Origin of the sequence: Spiroplasma endosymbiont of Polydrusus pterygomalis, from assembly GCF_964030635.1 — a bacterium.
Lineage (GTDB): Bacteria > Bacillota_I > Bacilli_A > Mycoplasmatales > Mycoplasmataceae > Spiroplasma.
In genome coordinates this window covers 1,460,923-1,483,387 of sequence record NZ_OZ034909.1, presented here as the reverse complement: position 1 = coordinate 1,483,387, position 22,465 = coordinate 1,460,923, and the positions used below count along the sequence as shown (strand labels likewise).

At 23.8% G+C, this 22,465-nt stretch carries 22 protein-coding genes and 6 pseudogenes; 15 read left to right on the top strand and 13 right to left on the bottom strand.

The window, feature by feature from the left end:
- Positions 1–9: 9 nt before the first annotated feature.
- The 7 genes and pseudogenes from ACQH23_RS09590 to ACQH23_RS09560 form a co-directional block, all read right to left on the bottom strand.
- Positions 10–606 carry a DDE-type integrase/transposase/recombinase gene (locus tag ACQH23_RS09590; protein ID WP_425377849.1) on the bottom strand — a complete coding sequence of 199 codons (597 nt, stop codon included), beginning with the start codon at positions 604–606 and terminating at the stop codon, positions 10–12.
- Between the two features lie 21 nt (positions 607–627).
- Positions 628–693 (bottom strand): annotated as a pseudogene (locus ACQH23_RS09585) (hypothetical protein); the annotation flags it as partial.
- A 173-nt stretch (positions 694–866) separates the two neighbouring features.
- Entirely contained in the window at positions 867–1,130 is a 264-nt protein-coding gene (locus tag ACQH23_RS09580; protein ID WP_425378152.1) for a hypothetical protein, read from the bottom strand.
- Between the two features lie 197 nt (positions 1,131–1,327).
- Positions 1,328–1,561 (bottom strand): annotated as a pseudogene (locus tag ACQH23_RS09575) (IS5/IS1182 family transposase); the annotation flags it as partial.
- Between the two features lie 33 nt (positions 1,562–1,594).
- Positions 1,595–1,780 (bottom strand): hypothetical protein, encoded by a 186-nt coding sequence (locus ACQH23_RS09570; protein ID WP_425378151.1) that lies wholly within the window; start codon positions 1,778–1,780, stop codon positions 1,595–1,597.
- Positions 1,781–1,811: 31 nt separating this feature from the next.
- Positions 1,812–2,921, bottom strand: a pseudogene (locus ACQH23_RS09565) (IS3 family transposase).
- A gap of 329 nt (positions 2,922–3,250) precedes the next feature.
- Positions 3,251–3,571 (bottom strand): IS30 family transposase, encoded by a 321-nt coding sequence (locus ACQH23_RS09560; protein ID WP_425379333.1) that lies wholly within the window; start codon positions 3,569–3,571, stop codon positions 3,251–3,253.
- Between the two features lie 123 nt (positions 3,572–3,694).
- On the opposite strand from ACQH23_RS09560, the gene ACQH23_RS09555 reads away from it, so the two are divergent.
- From ACQH23_RS09555 to ACQH23_RS09540, 4 genes are all read left to right on the top strand, one after another.
- Positions 3,695–3,958 (top strand): transposase family protein, encoded by a 264-nt coding sequence (locus tag ACQH23_RS09555; protein WP_425378150.1) that lies wholly within the window; start codon positions 3,695–3,697, stop codon positions 3,956–3,958.
- A 173-nt stretch (positions 3,959–4,131) separates the two neighbouring features.
- A complete protein-coding gene (locus tag ACQH23_RS09550; RefSeq protein WP_425378149.1) occupies positions 4,132–4,815 on the top strand; it encodes a DDE-type integrase/transposase/recombinase in 684 nt (227 codons plus the stop codon).
- Positions 4,816–5,364: 549 nt separating this feature from the next.
- The gene (rpmG, locus tag ACQH23_RS09545; protein ID WP_425378148.1) at positions 5,365–5,514 is read left to right on the top strand and encodes a 50S ribosomal protein L33; all 150 of its coding nucleotides are present in this window, start codon (positions 5,365–5,367) and stop codon (positions 5,512–5,514) included.
- 271 nt (positions 5,515–5,785) lie between these two features.
- Complete coding sequence (locus tag ACQH23_RS09540; RefSeq protein ID WP_425379337.1) at positions 5,786–6,073, top strand: IS1/IS1595 family N-terminal zinc-binding domain-containing protein; 288 nt, start codon at positions 5,786–5,788, stop codon at positions 6,071–6,073.
- A gap of 182 nt (positions 6,074–6,255) precedes the next feature.
- On the opposite strand, the pseudogene ACQH23_RS09535 reads toward ACQH23_RS09540, so the two are convergent.
- A pseudogene (locus ACQH23_RS09535) lies at positions 6,256–7,365 on the bottom strand (IS3 family transposase).
- 604 nt (positions 7,366–7,969) lie between these two features.
- On the opposite strand from ACQH23_RS09535, the gene ACQH23_RS09530 reads away from it, so the two are divergent.
- Both ACQH23_RS09530 and ACQH23_RS09525 read left to right on the top strand, forming a co-directional pair.
- On the top strand, positions 7,970–8,380 hold the full coding sequence (locus ACQH23_RS09530; protein ID WP_425378147.1) for a lipoprotein: 411 nt from the start codon (positions 7,970–7,972) through the stop codon (positions 8,378–8,380).
- Position 8,381: 1 nt separating this feature from the next.
- Positions 8,382–8,858 carry a lipoprotein gene (locus ACQH23_RS09525; protein ID WP_425378146.1) on the top strand — a complete coding sequence of 159 codons (477 nt, stop codon included), beginning with the start codon at positions 8,382–8,384 and terminating at the stop codon, positions 8,856–8,858.
- Between the two features lie 243 nt (positions 8,859–9,101).
- Here the strand turns inward: ACQH23_RS09525 and ACQH23_RS09520 are convergent.
- Positions 9,102–9,930: pseudogene (locus tag ACQH23_RS09520) on the bottom strand (IS5 family transposase).
- A 195-nt stretch (positions 9,931–10,125) separates the two neighbouring features.
- On the opposite strand from ACQH23_RS09520, the gene ACQH23_RS09515 reads away from it, so the two are divergent.
- The 4 genes from ACQH23_RS09515 to ACQH23_RS09500 all read left to right on the top strand — a co-directional run bounded on the left by ACQH23_RS09515 (position 10,126) and on the right by ACQH23_RS09500 (position 14,193).
- Positions 10,126–10,683, top strand: coding sequence for a hypothetical protein (locus ACQH23_RS09515; protein ID WP_425378145.1), 558 nt, complete (start codon positions 10,126–10,128; stop codon positions 10,681–10,683).
- A gap of 37 nt (positions 10,684–10,720) precedes the next feature.
- Positions 10,721–11,374 carry a hypothetical protein gene (locus ACQH23_RS09510; protein WP_425378144.1) on the top strand — a complete coding sequence of 218 codons (654 nt, stop codon included), beginning with the start codon at positions 10,721–10,723 and terminating at the stop codon, positions 11,372–11,374.
- Between the two features lie 599 nt (positions 11,375–11,973).
- Entirely contained in the window at positions 11,974–12,924 is a 951-nt protein-coding gene (locus ACQH23_RS09505; protein WP_425378143.1) for an IS30 family transposase, read from the top strand.
- Between the two features lie 51 nt (positions 12,925–12,975).
- Positions 12,976–14,193 (top strand): IS3 family transposase, encoded by a 1,218-nt coding sequence (locus tag ACQH23_RS09500; RefSeq protein WP_425378142.1) that lies wholly within the window; start codon positions 12,976–12,978, stop codon positions 14,191–14,193.
- 76 nt (positions 14,194–14,269) lie between these two features.
- Here the strand turns inward: ACQH23_RS09500 and ACQH23_RS09495 are convergent, their stop codons facing one another.
- From ACQH23_RS09495 to ACQH23_RS09485, 3 genes are all read right to left on the bottom strand, one after another.
- Positions 14,270–14,869: a DDE-type integrase/transposase/recombinase gene (locus ACQH23_RS09495; RefSeq protein ID WP_425378141.1), complete on the bottom strand. Its 600-nt coding sequence runs from the start codon at positions 14,867–14,869 to the stop codon at positions 14,270–14,272.
- Positions 14,870–15,129: 260 nt separating this feature from the next.
- Positions 15,130–15,393 (bottom strand): hypothetical protein, encoded by a 264-nt coding sequence (locus tag ACQH23_RS09490; protein ID WP_425377654.1) that lies wholly within the window; start codon positions 15,391–15,393, stop codon positions 15,130–15,132.
- 480 nt (positions 15,394–15,873) lie between these two features.
- A complete protein-coding gene (locus ACQH23_RS09485) occupies positions 15,874–16,737 on the bottom strand; it encodes a formate/nitrite transporter family protein (protein WP_425378140.1) in 864 nt (287 codons plus the stop codon).
- A 225-nt stretch (positions 16,738–16,962) separates the two neighbouring features.
- Between ACQH23_RS09485 and ACQH23_RS09480 the strand changes: the two are divergent.
- A pseudogene (locus ACQH23_RS09480) lies at positions 16,963–17,166 on the top strand (helix-turn-helix domain-containing protein); the annotation flags it as partial.
- A gap of 502 nt (positions 17,167–17,668) precedes the next feature.
- On the opposite strand, the gene ACQH23_RS09475 reads toward ACQH23_RS09480, so the two are convergent.
- The gene (locus ACQH23_RS09475; protein ID WP_425377684.1) at positions 17,669–18,649 is read right to left on the bottom strand and encodes an IS30 family transposase; all 981 of its coding nucleotides are present in this window, start codon (positions 18,647–18,649) and stop codon (positions 17,669–17,671) included.
- A 302-nt stretch (positions 18,650–18,951) separates the two neighbouring features.
- Between ACQH23_RS09475 and ACQH23_RS09470 the strand changes: the two genes are divergently transcribed.
- Genes ACQH23_RS09470 through ACQH23_RS09455 form a run of 4 tightly spaced genes read left to right on the top strand, consistent with a single transcriptional unit; the run spans position 18,952 to position 22,465 of the window.
- Complete coding sequence (locus ACQH23_RS09470) at positions 18,952–19,350, top strand: hypothetical protein (protein ID WP_425377651.1); 399 nt, start codon at positions 18,952–18,954, stop codon at positions 19,348–19,350.
- Positions 19,343–20,803 carry a PBSX family phage terminase large subunit gene (locus tag ACQH23_RS09465; protein WP_425378139.1) on the top strand — a complete coding sequence of 487 codons (1,461 nt, stop codon included), beginning with the start codon at positions 19,343–19,345 and terminating at the stop codon, positions 20,801–20,803. The genes ACQH23_RS09470 and ACQH23_RS09465 overlap by 8 nt, the downstream gene beginning before the upstream one ends.
- Positions 20,803–21,081: a hypothetical protein gene (locus ACQH23_RS09460; protein ID WP_425377951.1), complete on the top strand. Its 279-nt coding sequence runs from the start codon at positions 20,803–20,805 to the stop codon at positions 21,079–21,081. The genes ACQH23_RS09465 and ACQH23_RS09460 overlap by 1 nt, the downstream gene beginning before the upstream one ends.
- Entirely contained in the window at positions 21,074–22,465 is a 1,392-nt protein-coding gene (locus ACQH23_RS09455; protein ID WP_425377952.1) for a hypothetical protein, read from the top strand. Before ACQH23_RS09460 ends, ACQH23_RS09455 begins: the two co-directional genes overlap by 8 nt.

The following is a 22,465-nucleotide window of genomic DNA, read 5'->3' as shown; positions in this document are numbered from 1 at the left end:
TAAAAAGGTTTACAAACTTTTATTTATTATATCTTTTTCTTTTTGGTTTGAATATCATTTATTTCATTTTTTAACATCATTAATATATTCATTATGAGATTTATAATTTTTATTATGGATTGTTCCTTTTTTAAGTAATGAATGAAAACTTTCAATAATAATGTTGTCTGCACAATGATAATTTTTACCCATTGAAATTATAATTTTGTTATCTAAACATTTACTATTATAATCTTTAGATGTATATTGATATCCGTGATCTGAATGAATTATTGTTTTATTTAGATCTTTTTTTATTTTTTTAATTTTATTAATTGCAGCATTTAAATTATCAATTACAAGTTTGTTATTATTAAATTTTGATCATTTTACATCAATAATTTCTTTAGTATATCCATCAATTATTGTTGATTGATAATGTTTTTTACCATTTCAAATTAAATAAGTTACATCAGTAAATAAAATTGAAAATCTTTCTTTAATATCATTAAAATTACGATTTACTAAATCAGGATATTTAATGATATTTTTATTTCTATTTTGTTTTATTAATATTTTTCTACGCATACGCTTTACATATTCAGCTTGAATATTATTTTCTTTCATAATTCGTAATACTTTCTTAGCGTTATAAACAATGCCATAATCTTCTTTTAAATATTTGGTAATTCGACGATAACCAAATTGTTTTAAATTTTCTTCATAGACTTTTACAATATTCTTTAATGATTCGCTATCCTTACCAGTACTTGAATAATTTTTATATTTATCTCAATAACTACGCTTTAAATCTGTTACATCAAGTAATAAATTTAGTGGATATTTATTAAGGTTTTCTTTGATAAAAAATACAATTTTTCTTTTATTTAATTGTAAAAGTCATGAAGCTTTTTTAGTAATTCATACCTAACTTTGTAATAGTTTAAATCTCTTTTTTTAAATGATTCTTTTGGACCTTTATTGGTGTTTAAAATCCCTTTCTTAAAATTTTCATACCATGAAGCAACAGTTTTTTTATTAATTGCATATTTTTTTGCAATAAAACTTATACTATTATTTTTAACCTCTTGTCCTATCCTTTTTCGAAAATCTGCTGTATATTTATTAAATTTTTGTTCTTTTCTTGCCATATAAAAATGCACCTCCTTTAAAAGTTTAGCAAAGACTTTTTTTCTTTACTTACTTTTTTGGGTGCAGTCTACACTTTTCTTTGTGTGGTTTTTTAAATTGCGAAAATTGCGGGGTAATCTATTATAATTTTATTATATTCTGAATTGTAAATATATTTGGGACACTTTATCTTTAATTTTGCTTTCTTTTTCGAGGATTATTTGTGTTTTGATAGTATGCTTTTTCTTTTTTTCGGAATAGTATTTTTTTTGTCTTTTTTTGGGCGTTGGATGGCTGTTTCGGTTGCATCAATAATAATTGTTTTATCATTAAAATATTTATTTATTAATGTTTTTTGCCCAGCAAGTTGTTGAAAGTCAGGGTGTTTAATTAAAGTGTTTTCAATTCATTTGATATTACGATAACAATTACTCTCACTAATGCCAAAACTTTTGCCAAGATGAAAATAAGTGCGGTATTCTCTTTAATATGATAAATTCATTAATAAATGATTTTCTAATGATAATTTATTAGCTTTTCCGCCTTTTTTAAATTTTTTTAACTCGGCTTTTTTTAAAATATCTAACATTTTATTAAAAGTATTTTGTTTTATTCCTGTTAATCGTAATAATTCTTTATCATTAAGAAATTTAAAGTTATCATTTTTCATAGTGGATTGGCAACCCTTTTTAGGACATTTTTTATATGGACTGTTGTTTTCTAAATTCAACGGGTGTTAAATAATTTAAACTACCGTGAATTCGAATATTGTTATATCAATCCACAAAGTCAAATAATTTGTATTTTAATTGGGTTAAATTTATAAATTTTTGCCCCTTGATAAATTCCGTTTTAAAACTTTTGTAAGTTGTTTCAGCCACAGCATTATCGTATGGACAGCCTTTATTGCTTAATGATCGTTTGATGTTAAAAGTATTTAAGATATTATCAATGATTTTATTTTTAAATTCATTACCCCGGTCAGTATGAAATAACGTAATTTGATTTAATTGTCTTGTAATTGAATAAAAGGCTTTTTGTCCTAGTTGGGCTGTTTTGTTTGTCCCGGCACTATAGCCAATTATTTCACGATTAAACAAGTCAATTAATAAACAAATATAATGTCATTTAGCACCCAACTTGAACATATGTTAAATCACTAACAACAACTTCATTTGGTTGTTTATTATTAAATTCATGGTTTAAAACGTTGCTAATTTCGTTGTTATTAACCATTGACTTATGATTACGATATTTTAATTTGTTGTATTTAGATACTAACTGATTTTTAATCATAATTTGGCGAATTTTTCTTCGCGATAAGATAATATCTTTTCTGGTTAAAATAGCTTTAATTTTACGAGATCCATAAATTTTGCGACTATCATTAAATGGACTGATAACTTCTTGTTCATAATTATTAACATCAACCGTAGCGTATTTATTAATTTGATAGTAATATGTTGATTTTGCTATCTTTAATATTTGACCCATTTTTCGCACGAAATATTTTTCTTTATTATTGTTAATAATTTCTATTTTTTGCCGATTATCAGTTCCGCTTGCTTTAAAATGTCGTTTTCCATTCGTAATTGGATTAATTCTTTCCACAAGGCAATCAGTTCATTTTCTTCAACAGTGTGGTTATCTTTTGCTTTAAAAGATCCAGAATTATTAAATTTTTCAATTCACTGATATACGGATGATTTTGACATCCCATATTCCTTAAAAATTTCAAGAATGGTTTTACCATTTTGATAAAGTAAAACAATTTGTTTTTTAAATTCATACACCGATGAATTTCTTCCCATTTTTATATTCCTACTTTCTTCATAATTATATTTTATTTGAAAGTCCACATAAATATGGTCCAACTTATTGTAACCTATCCAGTTTTTTAAGCATAAATAATCAGGTATCGCAAGAAGTCTATTAAAGAAATCCATAAAGGTAATTTTAAAAATAAATTTAATAAACGAAAAACTCATCTTGATCCATTTTCCACTAACACTAAATGTTGTATTCAAATGGCGGTTAATACTAATAATAATATTTTTGTTCAATCCACTAATACCAAACGATTACAAAAACAGTGAATTATTGAAAATATAATAATGCCAAATTGTAAAGTTAAGTGCAACTAAATTATTTTTCTAACCAAATATTCGATTGGCGAAAGATAATTTAGTATTTTTCTTGGTCTTTGGTTTAAAGACAATATAAATTTATGAACTGCATTTTTAGTAGTATTTGAAAAATTAAATTTTTTAGGAAATTTTTCTCTAATTAAACCATTAGTATTTTCATTAGTACCTCTTTGTCAGGGTGAATATGCATTAGCAAAATAAATTTTCACATTTAAATTTTTTTCAAGTTGTTGTCAATTAGCAAATTCTTTACCACGATCAAATGTTATAGTCTTAACAAGATTATTTGGCAGAATTGATAAATAATGGCTAATATTTTCGTTAATAACTTTAGTAGTTATATTTTCAACTAATATTGCTAAAAAAAGTAGACTGCACCCAAAAAAGTAAGTAAAGAAAAAAAGTCTTTGCTAACTTTAAAGGAGGTGCATTTTTATATGGCAAGAAAAGGACAAAAATTTAATAAATATACAGCAGATTTTCGAAAAATGATAGGACAAGAGGTTAAAAATAATAGTATAAGTTTTATTGCAAAAAAATATGCAATTAATAAAAAAACTGTTGCTTCATGGTATGAAAATTTTAAGAAAGGAATTTTAAACACCAATAAAGGTCAAAAAGAATCATTTGAAAAAAGAGATTTAAACTATTACAAAGTTAGGTATGAATTACTAAAAAAGCTTCATGACTTTTACAATTAAATAAAAGAAAAATTGTATTTTTTATCAAAGAAAACCTTAATAAATATCCACTAAATTTATTACTTGATATAACAGATTTAAAGCGTAGTTATTGAGATAAATATAAAAATTATTCAAGTAATGGTAAGGATAGTGAACCATTAAAAAATATTGTAAAAGTCTATGAAGAAAATTTGAAACAATTTGGTTATCGTCGAATTACCAAATATTTAAAAGAAGATTATGGCATTGTTTATAATGCTAAGAAAGTATTACGAATTATGAAAGAAAATAATATTCAAGCTGAATATGTAAAGCGTATGCGTAGAAAAATATTAATAAAACAAAATAGAAATAAAAATATCATTAAATATCCTGATTTAGTAAATCGTAATTTTAATGATATTAAAGAAAGATTTTCAATTTTATTTACTGATGTAACTTATTTAATTTGAAATGGTAAAAAACATTATCAATCAACAATAATTGATGGATATACTAAAGAAATTATTGATGTAAAATGATCAAAATTTAATAATAACAAACTTGTAATTGATAATTTAAATGCTGCAATTAATAAAATTAAAAAAATAAAAAAAGATCTAAATAAAACAATAATTCATTCAGATCACGGATATCAATATACATCTAAAGATTATAATAGTAAATGTTTAGATAACAAAATTATAATTTCAATGGGTAAAAATTATCATTGTGCAGACAACATTATTATTGAAAGTTTTCATTCATTACTTAAAAAAGGAACAACCCATAATAAAAATTATAAATCTCATAATGAATATATTAATGATGTTAAAAAATGAAATAAATGATATTCAAACCAAAAAGAAAAAGATATAATAAATGAAAGTTTGTAAACCTTTTTATTAATACTTACTAAACGGGGTGCAGTCTACCTTTTTCCTTATTAATTTAATTCTTATAGCCTTTATAAGAGATGCATTATTTTGGCACAACAAAAAATGATTTTATTATTTAAAGTTAATTTTCAATCAACTTCTTGTGTTATTTATAATAACAATTGAAAATTATAGATTAGACTTCTTGCGGCATCTTATTATTTATGCTTAAAAAGCAATTAAAATTTTTAAAAATGCTTATTTTAAAGTTTAATTTAATTTTTTTATTTGTAATTTTTTTATTTTTGTTAATATCGCAAAAAGTATATTATAAGGAGATAATTTTATCAGCGACAGAACTAAGCATTAGTTTAGGTGTCATGCTAGGGTTTTTAGTCTTAGCCACTCTGTTAATCCTCCTTGATATCCGGATTTTCCGCTGCGATAATTAAAAAAATGGGGAAAGAACCGAAAAATATATTGACAAAATTAAATTATTTTGTCATGATATATTCGTTGTAAAAATTCGAAAAAAAGAATGTTTAATCAGAAAAGAGGAATAAGCAAATGCGTGAAGGAATAATTTTACGTTGTGAAAAATGCAAGGAAGAAAACTACATTGCAAAACGTGATAAAAAGAAACAACAAGAAAAATTAGAAGTTAACAAATATTGTTCAAAATGTAATCAACATATTTTACATAAAGAAAAAAAATAACTCGTTGAATTCATTGCAATGAGTTATTTTTTTAATTAAGAGATTCTAATTTTAAAAACAAATAATTTCCGGTCGTATGTATTATTTAAGGGTTTTAATTAATATCTTAGAAATTGTGGAATAATATACCACTTACTTAGCTATATTGTATTACTTCTAATTTTATTGTCAATATACTTTAATTTTGTCGAAAACTCTTGATATTTATAAAATATATCTAAAATTAGGTATATTTTTAATATAAAGAGAGGTAAATAATTGATGGAAAAAAATACTTGCAGAATTAATAAATAGTTTAACAGATGATCAATTTTTAGAATTTTATGAAAAAGTTAAAAAAGAAGCAGAATTAATCAAAAAACAAAAACGCTTAAATGAAATTGATCAAAAATTTAGAGATAAAGGTATTAAATGCCCTAATTGCAAATCTTATCATTGTGTTAAAAATGGCCATAATCCCGAAGGAAAACAAAAATATTTATGCAAAAAATGTCGGGCTAGTTTTGATGCTTTTCGTCATCATTTTACTTATTGAAGTCATTTAAATTATGAACAATAAAATTTATTAATTCAAATTTCATTGCTAGGACAATCTAGTAAAGTAATTTCCCGTTTTATTAGACTTCTTGCGATACTAACAAAAATAAAAAAATTACAAATAAAAAAATTAAATTAAACTTTAAAATAATCATTTTTAAAAATTTTAATTGCTTGGATTGGCAACCCTTTTTAGGACATTTTTTATATGGACTGTTGTTTTCTAAATTCAACGGGTGTTAAATAATTTAAACTACCGTGAATTCGAATATTGTTATATCAATCCACAAAGTCAAATAATTTGTATTTTAATTGGGTTAAATTTATAAATTTTTGCCCCTTGATAAATTCCGTTTTAAAACTTTTGTAAGTTGTTTCAGCCACAGCATTATCGTATGGACAGCCTTTATTGCTTAATGATCGTTTGATGTTAAAAGTATTTAAGATATTATCAATGATTTTATTTTTAAATTCATTACCCCGGTCAGTATGAAATAACGTAATTTGATTTAATTGTCTTGTAATTGAATAAAAGGCTTTTTGTCCTAGTTGGGCTGTTTTGTTTGTCCCGGCACTATAGCCAATTATTTCACGATTAAACAAGTCAATTAATAAACAAATATAATGTCATTTAGCACCAACTTGAACATATGTTAAATCACTAACAACAACTTCATTTGGTTGTTTATTATTAAATTCACGGTTTAAAACGTTGCTAATTTCGTCGTTATTAACCATTGACTTATGATTACGATATTTTAATTTGGTGTATTTAGATACTAACTGATTTTTAATCATAATTTGGCGAATTTTTCTTCGCGATAAGATAATATCTTTTCTGGTTAAAATAGCTTTAATTTTACGAGCTCCATAAATTTTGCGACTATCATTAAATGGACTGATAACTTCTTGTTCATAATTATTAACATCAACCGTAGCGTATTTATTAATTTGATAGTAATATGTTGATTTTGCTATCTTTAATATTTGACCCATTTTTCGCACGGAATATTTTTATTTATTATTGTTAATAATTTCTATTTTTTGCCGATTATCAGTGCCGCTTGATTTAAAATGTCGTTTTCCATTCGTAATTGGATTAATTCTTTCCGCAAGGCAATCAAGTTCATTTTCTTCAACAGTGCGGTTATCTTTTGCTTTAAAAGATCCAGAATTATTTAATTTTTCAATTCACTGATATACGGCTGATTTTGACATCCCATATTCCTTAAAAATTTCAAGAATGGTTTTACCATTTTGATAAAGTAAAACAATTTGTTTTTTAAATTCATACACCGATGAATTTCTTCCCATTTTTATATTCCTACTTTCTTCATAATTATATTTTATTTGAAAGTCCACATAAATATGGTCCAACTTATTGTAACCTATCCACCATCTTAAAATCACCATAAAAATAATCAACAATATAATTAAAAACTTTAATTTTGTATAACTCATTATACATTAAATGATGATTTAACTATTTTACCCTGTTAATATCTAGCAAAAATTTCGCAAAATTATTTAATTGATAATGTTTGTGATGTATATTGATTATTTCAAGGATGATTTGGTTTTGGTTTATGTGCTTTAGATTTGGGAACTTTGTTTTCAATATTTTTAATAGGAACCAGAATGTATTCGATGAATTATACTTGCACTTAACTTTACAATTTGGCATTGTTAATAATTTTTTCAATTGTTTTGTATTTATGTTGTTCTTTCATTGTTATTTTTCTTTCCGTTGTTATCACCATTTTTAATTTTAAATAATTTTGCGAAATTTTTGTTAGATAACTATTACGAAATTATCACAAGATAAGGACAATTTAACTATTTTACCCTTGTATATATATATATATATATATATAATGTGATCAATTAATAAAATAGTAGAAAAAGAGGGTTGGTATAAATGAAAAGATTATTAAGTATTATTGGAGTAATCTCATTATTAGGAACAAGTACAACAAGTTTAATTGCTTGTAATAAAAATAATTTAGATGATGAAATAAGTATTATTAAAGAAAAAGAGAATAAATTTTATATTAAAAACTTTAATAATAATTATGAATACACTATAAGATTTGAATTATACAGAGATAACAAATATTATTTTCGTAAAGAAACTATACCAATAAATTATAATGGTAGCATATATAAATATAAAGAACAATATATAGGAGGCGGACAAATTCATTCAATTACTATTAAATTTTATCAAGATAATAATAGTAAAAAATGGTACATAATAAGCAACAATAATGAAAATATTTGAGATGATTTTATTTTAAATAATATTTTATTAGTGAAAGTAGGGAAATAATATGAAAAAAATTTTAAGTATTTTAGGTAGTTTAGTTATTACGGGAACAAGCACATTAGGAATAGTAAGCTGTAAAATTGATAATGTAGATGATTGTGAACGAAAAGATATTGGTAATTGAAAACAAATGTGTCCAAAAGACCAGCCATTTAAAAAAGTTGATAATAAATATTATGCTACAATTTGAAGAACAAAAAAAGAAAATAAATGAAAAATTAGTTTATTTAATTTTATAAATAGTTCAGTTACAAATATTCAAAAAGATGGTAAATATATTCTTCAATATAGTATTAAACAAGGATATAATTCAGGGTTAATGTTGGTTGAAGAAACAGAACAATGAAGAACTGTATTAATTAAAAGATGAGAAGATGATTCAAAACAACAAGAATTATTTAAATCTTTATATAAATGAGATGATAATACACCTACTCCATCTTTACCTAAAATAGATGAAAATGGTAATATAATTGCTTAATTAAAAATAGGGTTTTACCCCTATTTTTTTAAAATTAAAATATGCCATTGGACTTGTTTCATTAGACTTCTTGCGATACTAAGATAATCATTGCAAATTAATTCATAAAGAAAAAATACAAATAGGAATTTATACCTCTTATTAATTTAATTCTTATAGTCTTTATAAGAGATGCATTATTTTGACACAACAAAAAATGATTTTATTATTTAAAGTTAATTTTCATTCAACTTCTTGTCTTATTTATAATAACAATTGAAAATTATAGATTGAAGCAATTAAATTAAATCTTAAAGCAAAGCTTTTTCTACGATTGCGATATTTTTAAGTAATAATTTTAAATTTTTTAAGGATAGCAAAAACATTTAAATAACGAACAAAAACAGCATAATAAACTAATTTCACAAATGAGAATCGTTATTGAAAATGTTTTTGCTTTGTTTTTTTATGCGGAATCAAAACATTCCGATGCATTTTTTGCAAGCCTTGATAACATGTATCAACTATTACTTTGGTAGCTTTTAAAAGCGGTATTTTTGATTCTTTAAATAAACGAAAATCATCGGTTTTACCACAAGCAAAATTTGTTGCAATAATAGTTTTGTTTTCTTTTTCGAGGATTATTTGTGTTTTGATAGTATGCTTTTTCTTTTTTCCGGAATAGTATTTTTTTGTCTTTTTTTGGGCGTTGGATGGCTGTTTCGGTTGCATCAATAATAATTGTTTTATCATTAAAATATTTATTTATTAATGTTTTTTGCCCAGCAAGTTGTTGAAAGTCAGGATGTTTAATTAAAGTGTTTTCAATTCATTTGATATTACGATAATAATTACTCTCACTAATGCCAAAACTTTTGCCAAGATGAAAATAAGTGCGGTATTCTCTTCAATATGATAAAGTCATTAATAAACGATTTTCTAATGATAATTTATTAGCTTTTCCGCCTTTTTTAAATTTTTTTAACTCGGCTTCTTTTAAAATATCTAACATTTTATTAAAAGTATTTTGTTTTATTCCTGTTAATCGTAATAATTCTTTATCATTAAGAAATTTAAAGTTATCCTTTTTCATAGTTTTATACCCGCCTAATTTATATTTTTTATTTTTAATTATATTTTATAGAAATATTCTTAATAAGAAAAACCGGTATCGCAAGAAGTCTAATATATGTCCTTATCTTGTGATAATTTCGTAATAGTTATCTAGCAAAAATTTCGCAACCATTTAAAATTAAAAATGGTGATAACAATGAAAAGAAAACTAACAATGAAAGAACAACATAAATACAAAACAATTGAAAAAATTATTAACAATAAAATATCAAAGCAAAGAGCTGCAAATATTTTACACTTATCAATTCGTCGCATTGAACAACTTATAAAAATTTATGATCCACAAAATAGTCAATCATTTGCTCACCATTCTCGTGGAAGGATAGCTCACAATAAAACAAATCCACAAATTTGTGAAAAGATTATAAATTTATATAAAACTAAATATATTGGCTTTAATTTTACTCATTTCAAAGAAAAATTAATCGAAAATGAAGGAATAAACATTTCATATTCAGTTTTATACAAATTAATGTCCTTAAATCAAATTAAAACACCTCGAAAGAAAAAAATAAAGAAAAAAGATAAAACCCAGCCCTTTAAGAGAACGTCGAAAATGTTTCGGCGAACTATTACAAGCTGATGCCAGTGAACATCATTGATTTGGACCATTTGGTCCAAAATGATTTTTACATGGCGCAATTGATGATACAACAAATACGGTTGTTGGATTATATTTTGCTTATCAAGAAACATTACAAGGTTATTATAATGTTTTACATCAAATTTTACGAAATTATGGAATTCCCATGACATTTTATACCGATAAACGAACAATCTTTACATACCAAAAAAGTAGTGATAAAACCGAAGAAAAAGACACCTTTACTCAATTCAGCCGATGCTGTGATGAATTAGGTGTCGAAATCATAACTACTTCAATTCCCCAAGCAAAAGGACGAATTGAACGTTTATGAGGCACTCTACAAGATCGCTTGAAAAATGAATTAATTCTCGCAGAAGTAACCACTATTGAAGAAGCAAATACATTCTTAAAAGAATTTATAACCAAATTCAATAAACAATTTGCCATTTCTATTGATTATAACAATTCTGTCTTTGTTGACGCTCCTAATAATGACAAAATTAATTTATTTTTATCAATCACTTCAACGCGACAAACAGACAATAGTTCATCAATTAGTTATAACAATAAAAAATATATGGCTTATAATAATAAAAAGTTAAAAGTCTTTAATTCAAAAACAAAAATTACAGTAATTAAAGCACTTGATGAAACATTATATTTAAAATATAACAATCAAATATATAATTTATTAGAATACATTCTGGTTCCTATTAAAAATATTGAAAACAAAGTTCCCAAATCTAAAGCACATAAACCAAAACCAAATCATCCTTGAAATAATCAATATACATCACAAACATTATCAATTAAATAATTTTGCGAAATTTTTGCTAGATATTGACAGACTTAAATTATTTTTTCTAAATTTGTCTTAAATTAGATATTTTATATCTTTGATAAGAAGCAAACAGTGATCTATTTAAAATCTTATAAAATAAAGGCTATTTTTTGTTCCATTTCTATTCCATTTCTATTCCAATTTTGTTCCAAATTCAAAAAAATCTAAAAAAGTTATTTAAATATGACGTCTTGTACGATGAAGCGGCAAAAAACATTCTTTGTGAGATTGTTTTTTTTATAATTACTGAATTGTAAAATTAAATAGGATAGTTAAACAAATAAAAATATTGTGTTAAAATCCAAATTTAAAAAAGAAGAAATAACACATTAGACTTCTTGCGATACCTTGTTATTTATGCTTAAAAAGCAATTAAAATTTTTAAAAATGATTATTTTAAAGTTTATGAAATGTTTCTTTTAACTGATATATATAAATAAAAATTTTTCTAGATTATTATTAATATATGCTGAATTATACTTGTAAGTGCAAGTAAATAAAATTGCAAAAAATATCATATAAAAATTTTATGATGCTAAGTTTATTTTAGAAAAAATAAAGCAAGGGGTTTTTATATGGGATATAAACATCTTGGCATAGATGAAAGAATTTATATTGAGAATCAATTGAAGTTTAAAATAAAAATTAGTGAAATAGCTAAAAATCTTAATCGAAGTATTAGTACTATTATTCGAGAAGTTAATAGAAATAAAAATAATGATTATTATTTTTCATTAATTGCACAAAATAAAGCAGAAAATAGAAAACAATCACATATTTATTTTCATAAGTTTAAAAATAGAGAATTAGTAAAATATGTACAACAAAAATTATTATTAGGTTGATCACCTGAACAAATTTATGGCAGAATTAAAAATTTTCATAAAGAATGAATTATTAGTTTTAAAACAATTTACAATTGAATTTATTCTGGATTACTTGAAAAAGTTACTAATAAAAATTTAAGAAGAAAAGGTAAGAAACGAAAATATCAAGAAAATCGGGGTAAATTTAATGGTAAATTAATTAAAGAACGAAATGCTAATGTTAATAATCGCGTAACTCTTGGTCGTTGAGAAGGTGATACCGTAGTATCATCACGAGGTAAAAGTAAATCATGTTTAATAACTTTAGTTGAAAGAACATCAAGATTTACTTTAGCAATATTAGTTGAAAATAGAACTACTAAAGTTATTAACGAAAATATTAGCCATTATTTATCAATTCTTCCAAATAATCTTGTTAAGACTATAACATTTGATCGGGGTAAAGAATTTGCTAATTGACAACAACTTGAAAAAAATTTAAATGTGAAAATTTATTTTGCTAATGCATATTCACCCTGACAAAGAGGTACTAATGAAAATACTAATGGTTTAATTAGAGAAAAATTTCCTAAAAAATTTAATTTTTCAAATACTACTAAAAATGCAGTTCATAAATTTATATTGTCTTTAAACCAAAGACCAAGAAAAATACTAAATTATCTTTCGCCAATCGAATATTTGGTTAGAAAAATAATTTAGTTGCACTTAACTTTACAATTTGGCATATAAAGTTAGGAGAAACATTTTTATATGGCTAAAGGTAAAATAAAAGGGTCTAAAGATCATTCTTTTGAATTTAAAGAAAAAATTGTTAATGAATACTCAATTAACAATAAATCTTATAGTGAAATAGCAAAAGAATATCATATTAGTTTAGCAACTATTTCAAAATGAGTAAATCAATTTCAACAAAATAAAGAAATTCTAAAAGAACGAAAAAAGCGAAAAGATTTTGAATTAAATAAGTTTAAAAACCCCTTAGAACGTGAAAACTATTTATTAAAAAAAGAAAATGAAAGAATAAAAGCTGAGAATGAAGTTTTAAAAAAGCTTGAAGCTCTTCCAAAGATAAAAACAAAAACAAACATTAGAAAACAAATTGCTTTTATTAAATCAGAATTGCAAGTTTCAAAAATTACTTTATCATGATATTTAAAAGAATTAAGAATTTCATATGATACTTGAAATAAATATTCAAAAAATTGTGATGAATATCAACCAAATATTGATTATTCAATATATGAAATAATTAAAGCAATTCATAGAGAAAATAGTATTAAAGGACACAGACAAATTAAATTATCTTTGGAAGAGCAAAAAATTAATGTGTCGAATTCAACAGTTTATCGTTATATGAAATTAGCTAATAGAATTTCTAGTGTAAGAATTAAAACAAGAAAAAAAATTAATCATTTCTTAAAAATGACAAATGAACATATTCGACATAAATATCTATTAAAACGTAATTTTAAAGCTGAAAAAACTAATCAAAAGTGATCAATTGATATTACGTATGTTAAAACAATCACAGAATGAGTATATTTATTTGCAATCAAGGATTTATTTAGTAATTTAATAGTAAATTATTCTTTAACAACAACTCCAACAGTAAATTGAGTAAATAATTGTATCAAAGAAGCAATTATTAAAAGAAAAATAATCAAAGGTGAATTAACTATTAATTCTGATCAAGGTATTCATTTCACTTCAAAAGCTTATGAAAAATTATTAAAAAAACACGGTATAAATATAAGTATGTCAAGAAGAGGCAATTGTTTAGATAATTCACCGATTGAAAATTGATTTTCAATTCTTAAAACCGAGAACTCAGAATTATCACACTGTAAAAATATTTTAGAAGTAAAAAATATTGTAGATAATTATATAATTCATTATAATGAAAAAAGAAAAATTTTAAATTTAAAAATGCCACCACTTCAATATGAAATGAAAGCATTTTTTAATTAAAATTCTCAGTTATCTGAAACTGTGCATTATTTTAAAGTTTAATTTAATTTTTTTATTTGTAATTTTTTTATTTTTGTTAGTATCGCAAGAAGTTTATTATATATTTTTCTTTTTGGTTTGAATATCATTTATTTCATTTTTTAACATCATTAATATATTCATTATGAGATTTATAATTTTTATTATGGATTGTTCCTTTTTTAAGTAATGAATGAAAACTTTCAATAATAATGTTGTCTGCACAATGATAATTTTTACCCATTGAAATTATAATTTTGTTATCTAAACATTTACTATTATAATCTTTAGATGTATATTGATATCCGTGATCTGAATGAATTATTGTTTTATTTAGATCTTTTTTTATTTTTTTAATTTTATTAATTGCAGCATTTAAATTATCAATTACAAGTTTGTTATTATTAAATTTTGATCATTTTACATCAATAATTTCTTTAGTATATCCATCAATTATTGTTGATTGATAATGTTTTTTACCATTTCAAATTAAATAAGTTACATCAGTAAATAAAATTGAAAATCTTTCTTTAATATCATTAAAATTACGATTTACTAAATCAGGATATTTAATTATATTTTTATTTCTATTTTGTTTTATTAATATTTTTCTACGCATACGCTTTACATATTCAGCTTGAATATTATTTTCTTTCATAATTCGTAATACTTTCTTAGCATTATAAACAATGCCATAATCTTCTTTTAAATATTTGGTAATTCGACGATAACCAAATTGTTTTAAATTTTCTTCATAGACTTTTACAATATTTTTTAATGGTTCACTATCCTTACCATTACTTGAATAATTTTTATATTTATCTCAATAACTACGCTTTAAATTTGTTACATCAAGTAATAAATTTAGTGGATATTTATTAAGGTTTTCTTTGATAAAAAATACAATTTTTCTTTTATTTAATTGTAAAAGTCATGAAGCTTTTTTAGTAATTCATACCTAACTTTGTAATAGTTTAAATCTCTTTTTTCAAATGATTCTTTTGGACCTTTATTGGTGTTTAAAATTCCTTTCTTAAAATTTTCATACCATGAAGCAACAGTTTTTTTATTAATTGCATATTTTTTTGCAATAAAACTTATACTATTATTTTTAACCTCTTGTCCTATCCTTTTTCGAAAATCTGCTGTATATTTATTAAATTTTTGTCCTTTTCTTGCCATATAAAAATGCACCTCCTTTAAAGTTTAGCAAAGACTTTTTTTCTTTACTTACTTTTTTGTGTGCAGTCTAGTGCAGTCTAATGATAAGATTTGCAATTAGGGCATTTAATACCTTTATCTCTAAATTTTTGATCAATTTTATTTAAGCGTTTTTGTTTTTTGATTAATTCTGCTTCTTTTTTAACTTTTTCATAAAATTCTTTTAATTTTGTCGAAAACTCTTGATATTTTAATAAAACCTTGATTTTATTGGGTTTTTGATAAAATGTATTTATTGCAAATATCTATATTTTATAAGGGTTTTTGACTTTATCAAGAGTTTTCGACAAAATTAAAATAATAATTTAACTATTTTATTAAAAATTATGCGATATTAATTAAAACCCCAAAATAATTTATGCGACCTACTTTTCATTAATACTTACTAAAATGGGTACAGTCTTTTACATTTCTTTTTTAAACTTAATTTTAACTACAAAATTAAAGCGCTAATTTTTCTTTTACATCTTTCCGATAAATAAAGTAATATAAGAACGGTAAGAAAATTCCACCACTTAAGAAATTACCAATTAAAGATGGTAATTGCACATTATAAGCAAATATCCCAAATTCTGATCAACCACCACTTGTTCCAAAAATTTTTAAAAATAGTTGTAAAAATCATAAATATGAATTAGCAACAACATGTGAAAAACCTGAAATTGCAAAAGCCATAATAATTAAATTTACCACAAATAATTTTGCAATTGATGATTTAGTTGTATGTGCAGCATAAATTGAACCTGCAACTAAGAAGTTACATAAAATTGCACTTCCAAAGTTTTCTCATCATGCATGTTTTAACTTTCCATCAATTAAATTAATCGTATTATAATAAAAATCAGTTATTGAATCAGGTGTATGATTTAAAAAACCACCTCAGGCTGTTAAACCTGCCATAATTAAACACCCAATGAAATTTCCATTTAAGACAATAAATAAATTACTAACAAATCTACCAACATTTAATTGTTTTTTAATAACAACAATTAATGCTAACGAATTTGAGGTAAACATTTCTCCCCCTAGAAAAACAATCATTGTAATTGCAACGGTAAAGACAAGACCAAATACTAAACTTTTTAGTCCAATTGGAATATTATTTCAATCCCCTTTTGTTGCGGTAATCGCCGCAATATAACCAAATCCGATAAATAATCCCGCTGCAAGTCCCATTAAAAATGTTTTATAAAATGGACCGTTACCCTTTTTTAAAGCATACTTATAAATATTTACAAAACTATCTTCATTACTATAACTATCGGAATTATCTATTTTCTCTTTTTTTTTAATTTCGTCACTCATTTTTTTATCCTCTATTTCACATTCTATTTATCTATAAATAATACGTTATTATTCTATCATAAAAAATAAAAACCTAGATATAATCTAGGTTCAAAATGATTAAGGCGTCCTGTACGATGAACCGGCAAAAAAAATTCTTTGTGAGATTGTTTTTTTATTTCCTGAATTGTAAAATTAATGGGACAGTTAAACAAATAAAAATATTGTGTTAAAATCCAAATTTAAAAAGGCGGAAAAGCTAATAAATTATCATTATAAAATCGTTTATTAATGACTTTATCATATTGAAGAGAATACCGCACTTATTTTCATCTTGCCAAAACTTTTGGCATTAGTGAGAGTAATTGTTATCGTAATATCAAATGAATTGAAAACACTTTAATTAAACACCCTGACTTTCAACAACTTGCTGGGCAAAAAACATTAATAAATAAATATTTTAATGAGCTGAATTATACTTGCACTTACAAGTATAATTCAGCAAATTAGAAACAAATATTAATATTAAAATAGAAAATATTAATGAAAGTGGATATTCTATTTTTAATAATTTAGAAGAATATAAATATCCATTTAGTAAAAATGATGATGGTTACCATTTTAAAACTAAAATTATTTTTTATAATGAAGGTGTTAAGTTAAAAATGAAAATTAATTATGAATTGTATTTAAAAGGAAAATTAGAATTTCCTTTTAATACCAAATATAATGCTCATTTTTTAATAGAAACTATTCCTGTTGTTTATATTAATTTAAAAGGCATTGTGTAGATACAAGCTCCAAATTTGTATCTCTTGTTAAATTGATAATAACATTATTTAAAATAAATGCAACTATTTTTTAAAAAAAATAAATTATTTATAAATTGTTATTATTTTGAACATATTTTGACACACTAAAAAATAATTTATTAAATTTAATTAATAAAAATTTACTTAATATTTTGTAAAAATATTTCTTTTGCACTTACTCAGTTTAAACACGGTCGAAGTTTATCATTTATAACATCAACTACTCAATCTATTTTTTGTTGACTAACATTATTAAAATCAGTTCCTTTTTTAAATCAATGTCTAAATTCACCATTCATATATTCAATTAATGGTTTTTGTTGTGGTGAAGCAGGGTCACAAAAATAAACTTGTGTTTCAGCAAATATTTCCATTTCTCTTCATTTACTAAATTCTTTCCCACGGTCTGTTATTATTCCTTTCATTTTACCCATTAAATTATTACTTACAATCATATCTTTAAATTTTGTTAAAACCTCATTAGCGGTATGATTTTTTAATTTCATTACAAAGTAATTTTTACTTGATTGTTCTACTAAAACTAAACAACTAGATTGATGGTCTTTTCCAACTACGGTATCCATTTCAAATCAGCCAACATTAGATTGCTTATTTTCAATATCTAATATTGATTTAAAATTATTTAATTTACCACGATTATCATATTCCCCCTTTTTCTTATATTTTTTACCATGATGGCGTAAATTTTGTTTATTTAAACCGAATAATTTTAAGTCAATTCATTTATAAAAAGTTTTAACACAAGCAGGAAATTTAACACCAAACTTTATAAAATATCGATGAATAATTTGTGCTGGTGAATTATGAAGAATATTAAATCGTAAATTTAGTCATTCTTTTTGTTCTTCTGTGAATTTGGGGGGCTTTTTAATAGATTTTTTTCGTTTTTTTAAATAATCATTATGTGCTTTACCAACATCATAATCTTCTATATTTTTAAATCTATTAATTTCTCTTTTAACAGTATTAATATCTCTTCCCGTTTGCCTTGATATTTCAGATAAATTAATCGTTCCATTTTTCTTTTTGCAACTATCAGATAACAATAAATCCTTAATAAATCTTCGTTCGTCAAATTTTACATGTGTATAATCTTGCATATATTTGTACATCCATTTCTTTTGTTTAAATTCATTTATACACGAATTTTTAAAAAAAGGTATTGACAAATAATTTTAAAGATATATTATTATAATGTAACAAGTATCGAATTTGTATCTCTTTATGCTTGTATACTAAAATAAAAAGTAAATTACTTTACTTTTTTTTATTTTGATGTAAAATATAAATAATAAAAAAGAACCGCGATGGTTCTTTGTTACATTTTATAGTTATTAATTACTCTTTTATTTAATCATATTCATTAAATAATAGCAATTTTAGTATGCAAAAAGGAGTAAAAATGAAAGAATTTAATCCAAAAACAGCAAGTTTACGAACATTTTATCGTAAAATAGAGCAGTTTTGACGTGATAAATCACCTAATATCCCCTATACTTTGAATGATTTAACCAATAAATTAAATCTTTCTCGCAAGTGAAGATATGATAGTTACGCGAGCGAGAAGATAGTTCCTTTACTTGAAAAACAAGTTGATAAAATAGAAAGTGAGCTTATTAAACAAATGGTTAAAACGCCAGAAGGTACTAGGTTATATTGACAGCGTGCATTTAATTATAAATATTCACTGCAAGAAAAAGAACTTGAAAAAGAATTAAACTTAAATAATCAACAACCAATAATTGTTAATTTACAAACGGATATTAGAGATATTAAAAAAGAAACTGAAAATAATGCTTAATCATTTTACTTATTTATTAGAAACGCCTTATTGGTTATTACAAAATAGTAATATTGGTAATAAATATCCATTTGTTAAGAAATATGAATTAGTTAATGAAATTAATCAAATTGGAACACGATATAGCGGTAAGACTATATCAAATATTAAAATGTTTGGTGAATTATTAAAAATTAGTTTATTAATTAAAGAACCAATTTGTATAATTGCTAGTATGTATTGGAGTAAAGATTTAAAAGATAGTGTCTTTCAAAATATATGAAATATGTTAGATGAAAATAATATACCTTATAGTATTAATTTATCAAATTTTACTTTTACTTTATCAAATGATAGCAAAATATATTGTAAAGGTTTACATTCACCAAGTCGAAAAGAAAAATTAAAAGCCTTTGCTGATTTGAATAAGTATAAATTAGTAATTGATTGAAGAGAAGAATGTGACCAATTTCAACAAAAAGATTTAAGTGATTTAGAGTTTGCTATTCGTGGTTATCAAAATAAAATAACAATTAATACGTGTAATCCTGAAAGTTTAAAAAGATATATTGTTGGTTATTGTAATGAATTATTATCTTTTAATGAAGAAATAATGCGTAGTAAATATGAACAAATTAAATATATTGAAAAATGAAATATGAAAATTATTATTCATTATTCTAGTTGAAGACTTAATTATAAATTACCACAAGATAAAGTTAATGAACAATTAAGATTAGAACAATTAGATATTGAAAGAGCAAGAGTATGGAGTTGAGGATTGCCCGGTAATACTAGTGGTTCAATTTTTGCAAGATATATTGATATTATGCAAGCAACAGATATTATTCAACCAACGAAATTATTAGGTGGTGTTGATATTGCTAACGCGACCAGTCCTAAGGGACATACTACTGCCGCTAGTTTTTGACTATATAATTCATTTGATAAAAAAGCTTATAAATCTTCTGAGTATACGCATTCAAATGCTACACAGCAATTTAAAACAGAATTAGAACAAGTAAAAGATATTTTAGAGTTTTATAATAATCAATTAAATCAATACTTTAATTTAATACAGCAGGGTATTAGTATAAATGTTGATGATAGTGCATATTCAACATTACAAAGTTTAAATAGAGAAAAATATAATTATACTTTTGGGCAATATATGACATTTAAACCAGCACAAAAACAGAAATTTAAAATAAGACATCGGATTGAAGCATTTACAATGTTAATAAATACAAACCAATTAAAATGATTATGAGAAAAATGTCCTGTCAGTAAAACCCAATATGAATTAATTCAATGAGAAGATAAACCAGATGCCAGAGAAGAACGAATGTTAGACTTATATGATGATACATTTGATAGTGATTTTTATGCTTTACATTTTGAATTAATACCAATGGTTAAACATAATAATTCAGCAGATTATAAATTATGACAACAAAGGGAGTGAATAACTTAATGAAAAAAGATATTTATGTAATCCATGATGAACGTGTAATAAATGCAAAAATACCTTATATGTCTGTTTGTGGACAAGTTAAAAAAAGACTTTGTCAAGAATTAAAAAAAGATAATATCGCAATATGTAAATTAAATTTATATAACGAATATATTAAAAAATATCAAAAAGTTAAAGTATGTGTTCAAGTTTTAGCAAATGAGCCAAATTTATTAACAGTAAATATTATTAATTATGCACTTATCTTAAAATTAAAGGAGCAAAATAACCATGAATAATACTTTCCCTAGTTTACCAAACTTAAGTGATATTAATAGTGTTTTAAAATTTTATAATTATGATTGAACAATTAATTTAGCAAATATTATTGCTCGTCATCAAATGCGATTAATAAATGGTAAAGATATTTTATTTAAGTCTCATCGTAAAGACATTTTAGAAAAATTAAATTGATGATATGAAAATTATAAAATAAAAGAAAAGTTAGATAAAAACGAATTAACAGCAAGTTTAATGGGTAAAACTATTTTTGGTTTATTAGAAACTAGTGATGGTAATATTGATTTATGAATTAATCCTTTTAACTTTACATCACGTGTAAGTAAAATAAATGAAATTGAACAAGGGGCCGACATTTGATTAAATTATCATCAATCAGACAGTGGTTTTATTTTAAATTTAATTTGTACCAAAGATAAAATAGTTATTAAAGGTTGACCAAAAAATAATGAGGTAGTTGTTGGACAAAGTAAAACACAAATTAAAGATGATGTTAGACCTATTTTAGTTCAAGAATTTAAAAATAAATTAGGTATAGTACCTTTTTGAGAAATGATTAATGAACCTAATCCGTTGTTCTTATCAACTTCAACTACATTAAATCCATGACCTACAATGGCAAATTGTTATAAATTACAATTTGATTTAGAAGATAGTTTTAATATTAAATCAAAAGAACGATGAGCTAATCGTACGCACTGATATGGGGTATTAGATGATGGTTTAATGAATGCTTACAATATGGGAAATAAAAAAGCATTACAAGATGTATTTGATGATATTTTCATTCAATCAGGTCAAACGGCAGCAGATGGGACATCATCACAATCTTTACAAGTAGTACAAGGTGCACCAACATTAGAAACATATACCGAAGATCAAAAATCAATTATTGAGCAAGTATATTTAGCATGTCATTTTTCTAGTCCATTTGGTGATAAATCAGATAATGACCAGAATAAAACACAGTCATTATTAACTAAAACAAAAGACTTAGAAAAACAAGCATATTTACAAGCATATCGTAAGCAATATTATACTAAGATGTTTGATACTGTTTTAAAATATTATGGTTTATGAGATGGTATTGGTGAACGACCTTATGGTTTTGATTTTATTAGTGCTAGTTTAGTTGACCAAATGCGACAAAATGAATTAATTACTGCTAGATTAGATAATGGCACAATGGAACCAATAAGAGCTATAACTGAATATGACAATATTGATGAATTAGAAGCAACAAAATATTTTGAGAAAGTAGAAGCATGACAAAATAAAATGCAAGCCAAAGAAATTGAACATAATAATAAATTACTAGAATATGATGAAACTGGTAATAATCAAAATACCTTGCAAGGTAGAACAGAAATAAAGGAGAATTAA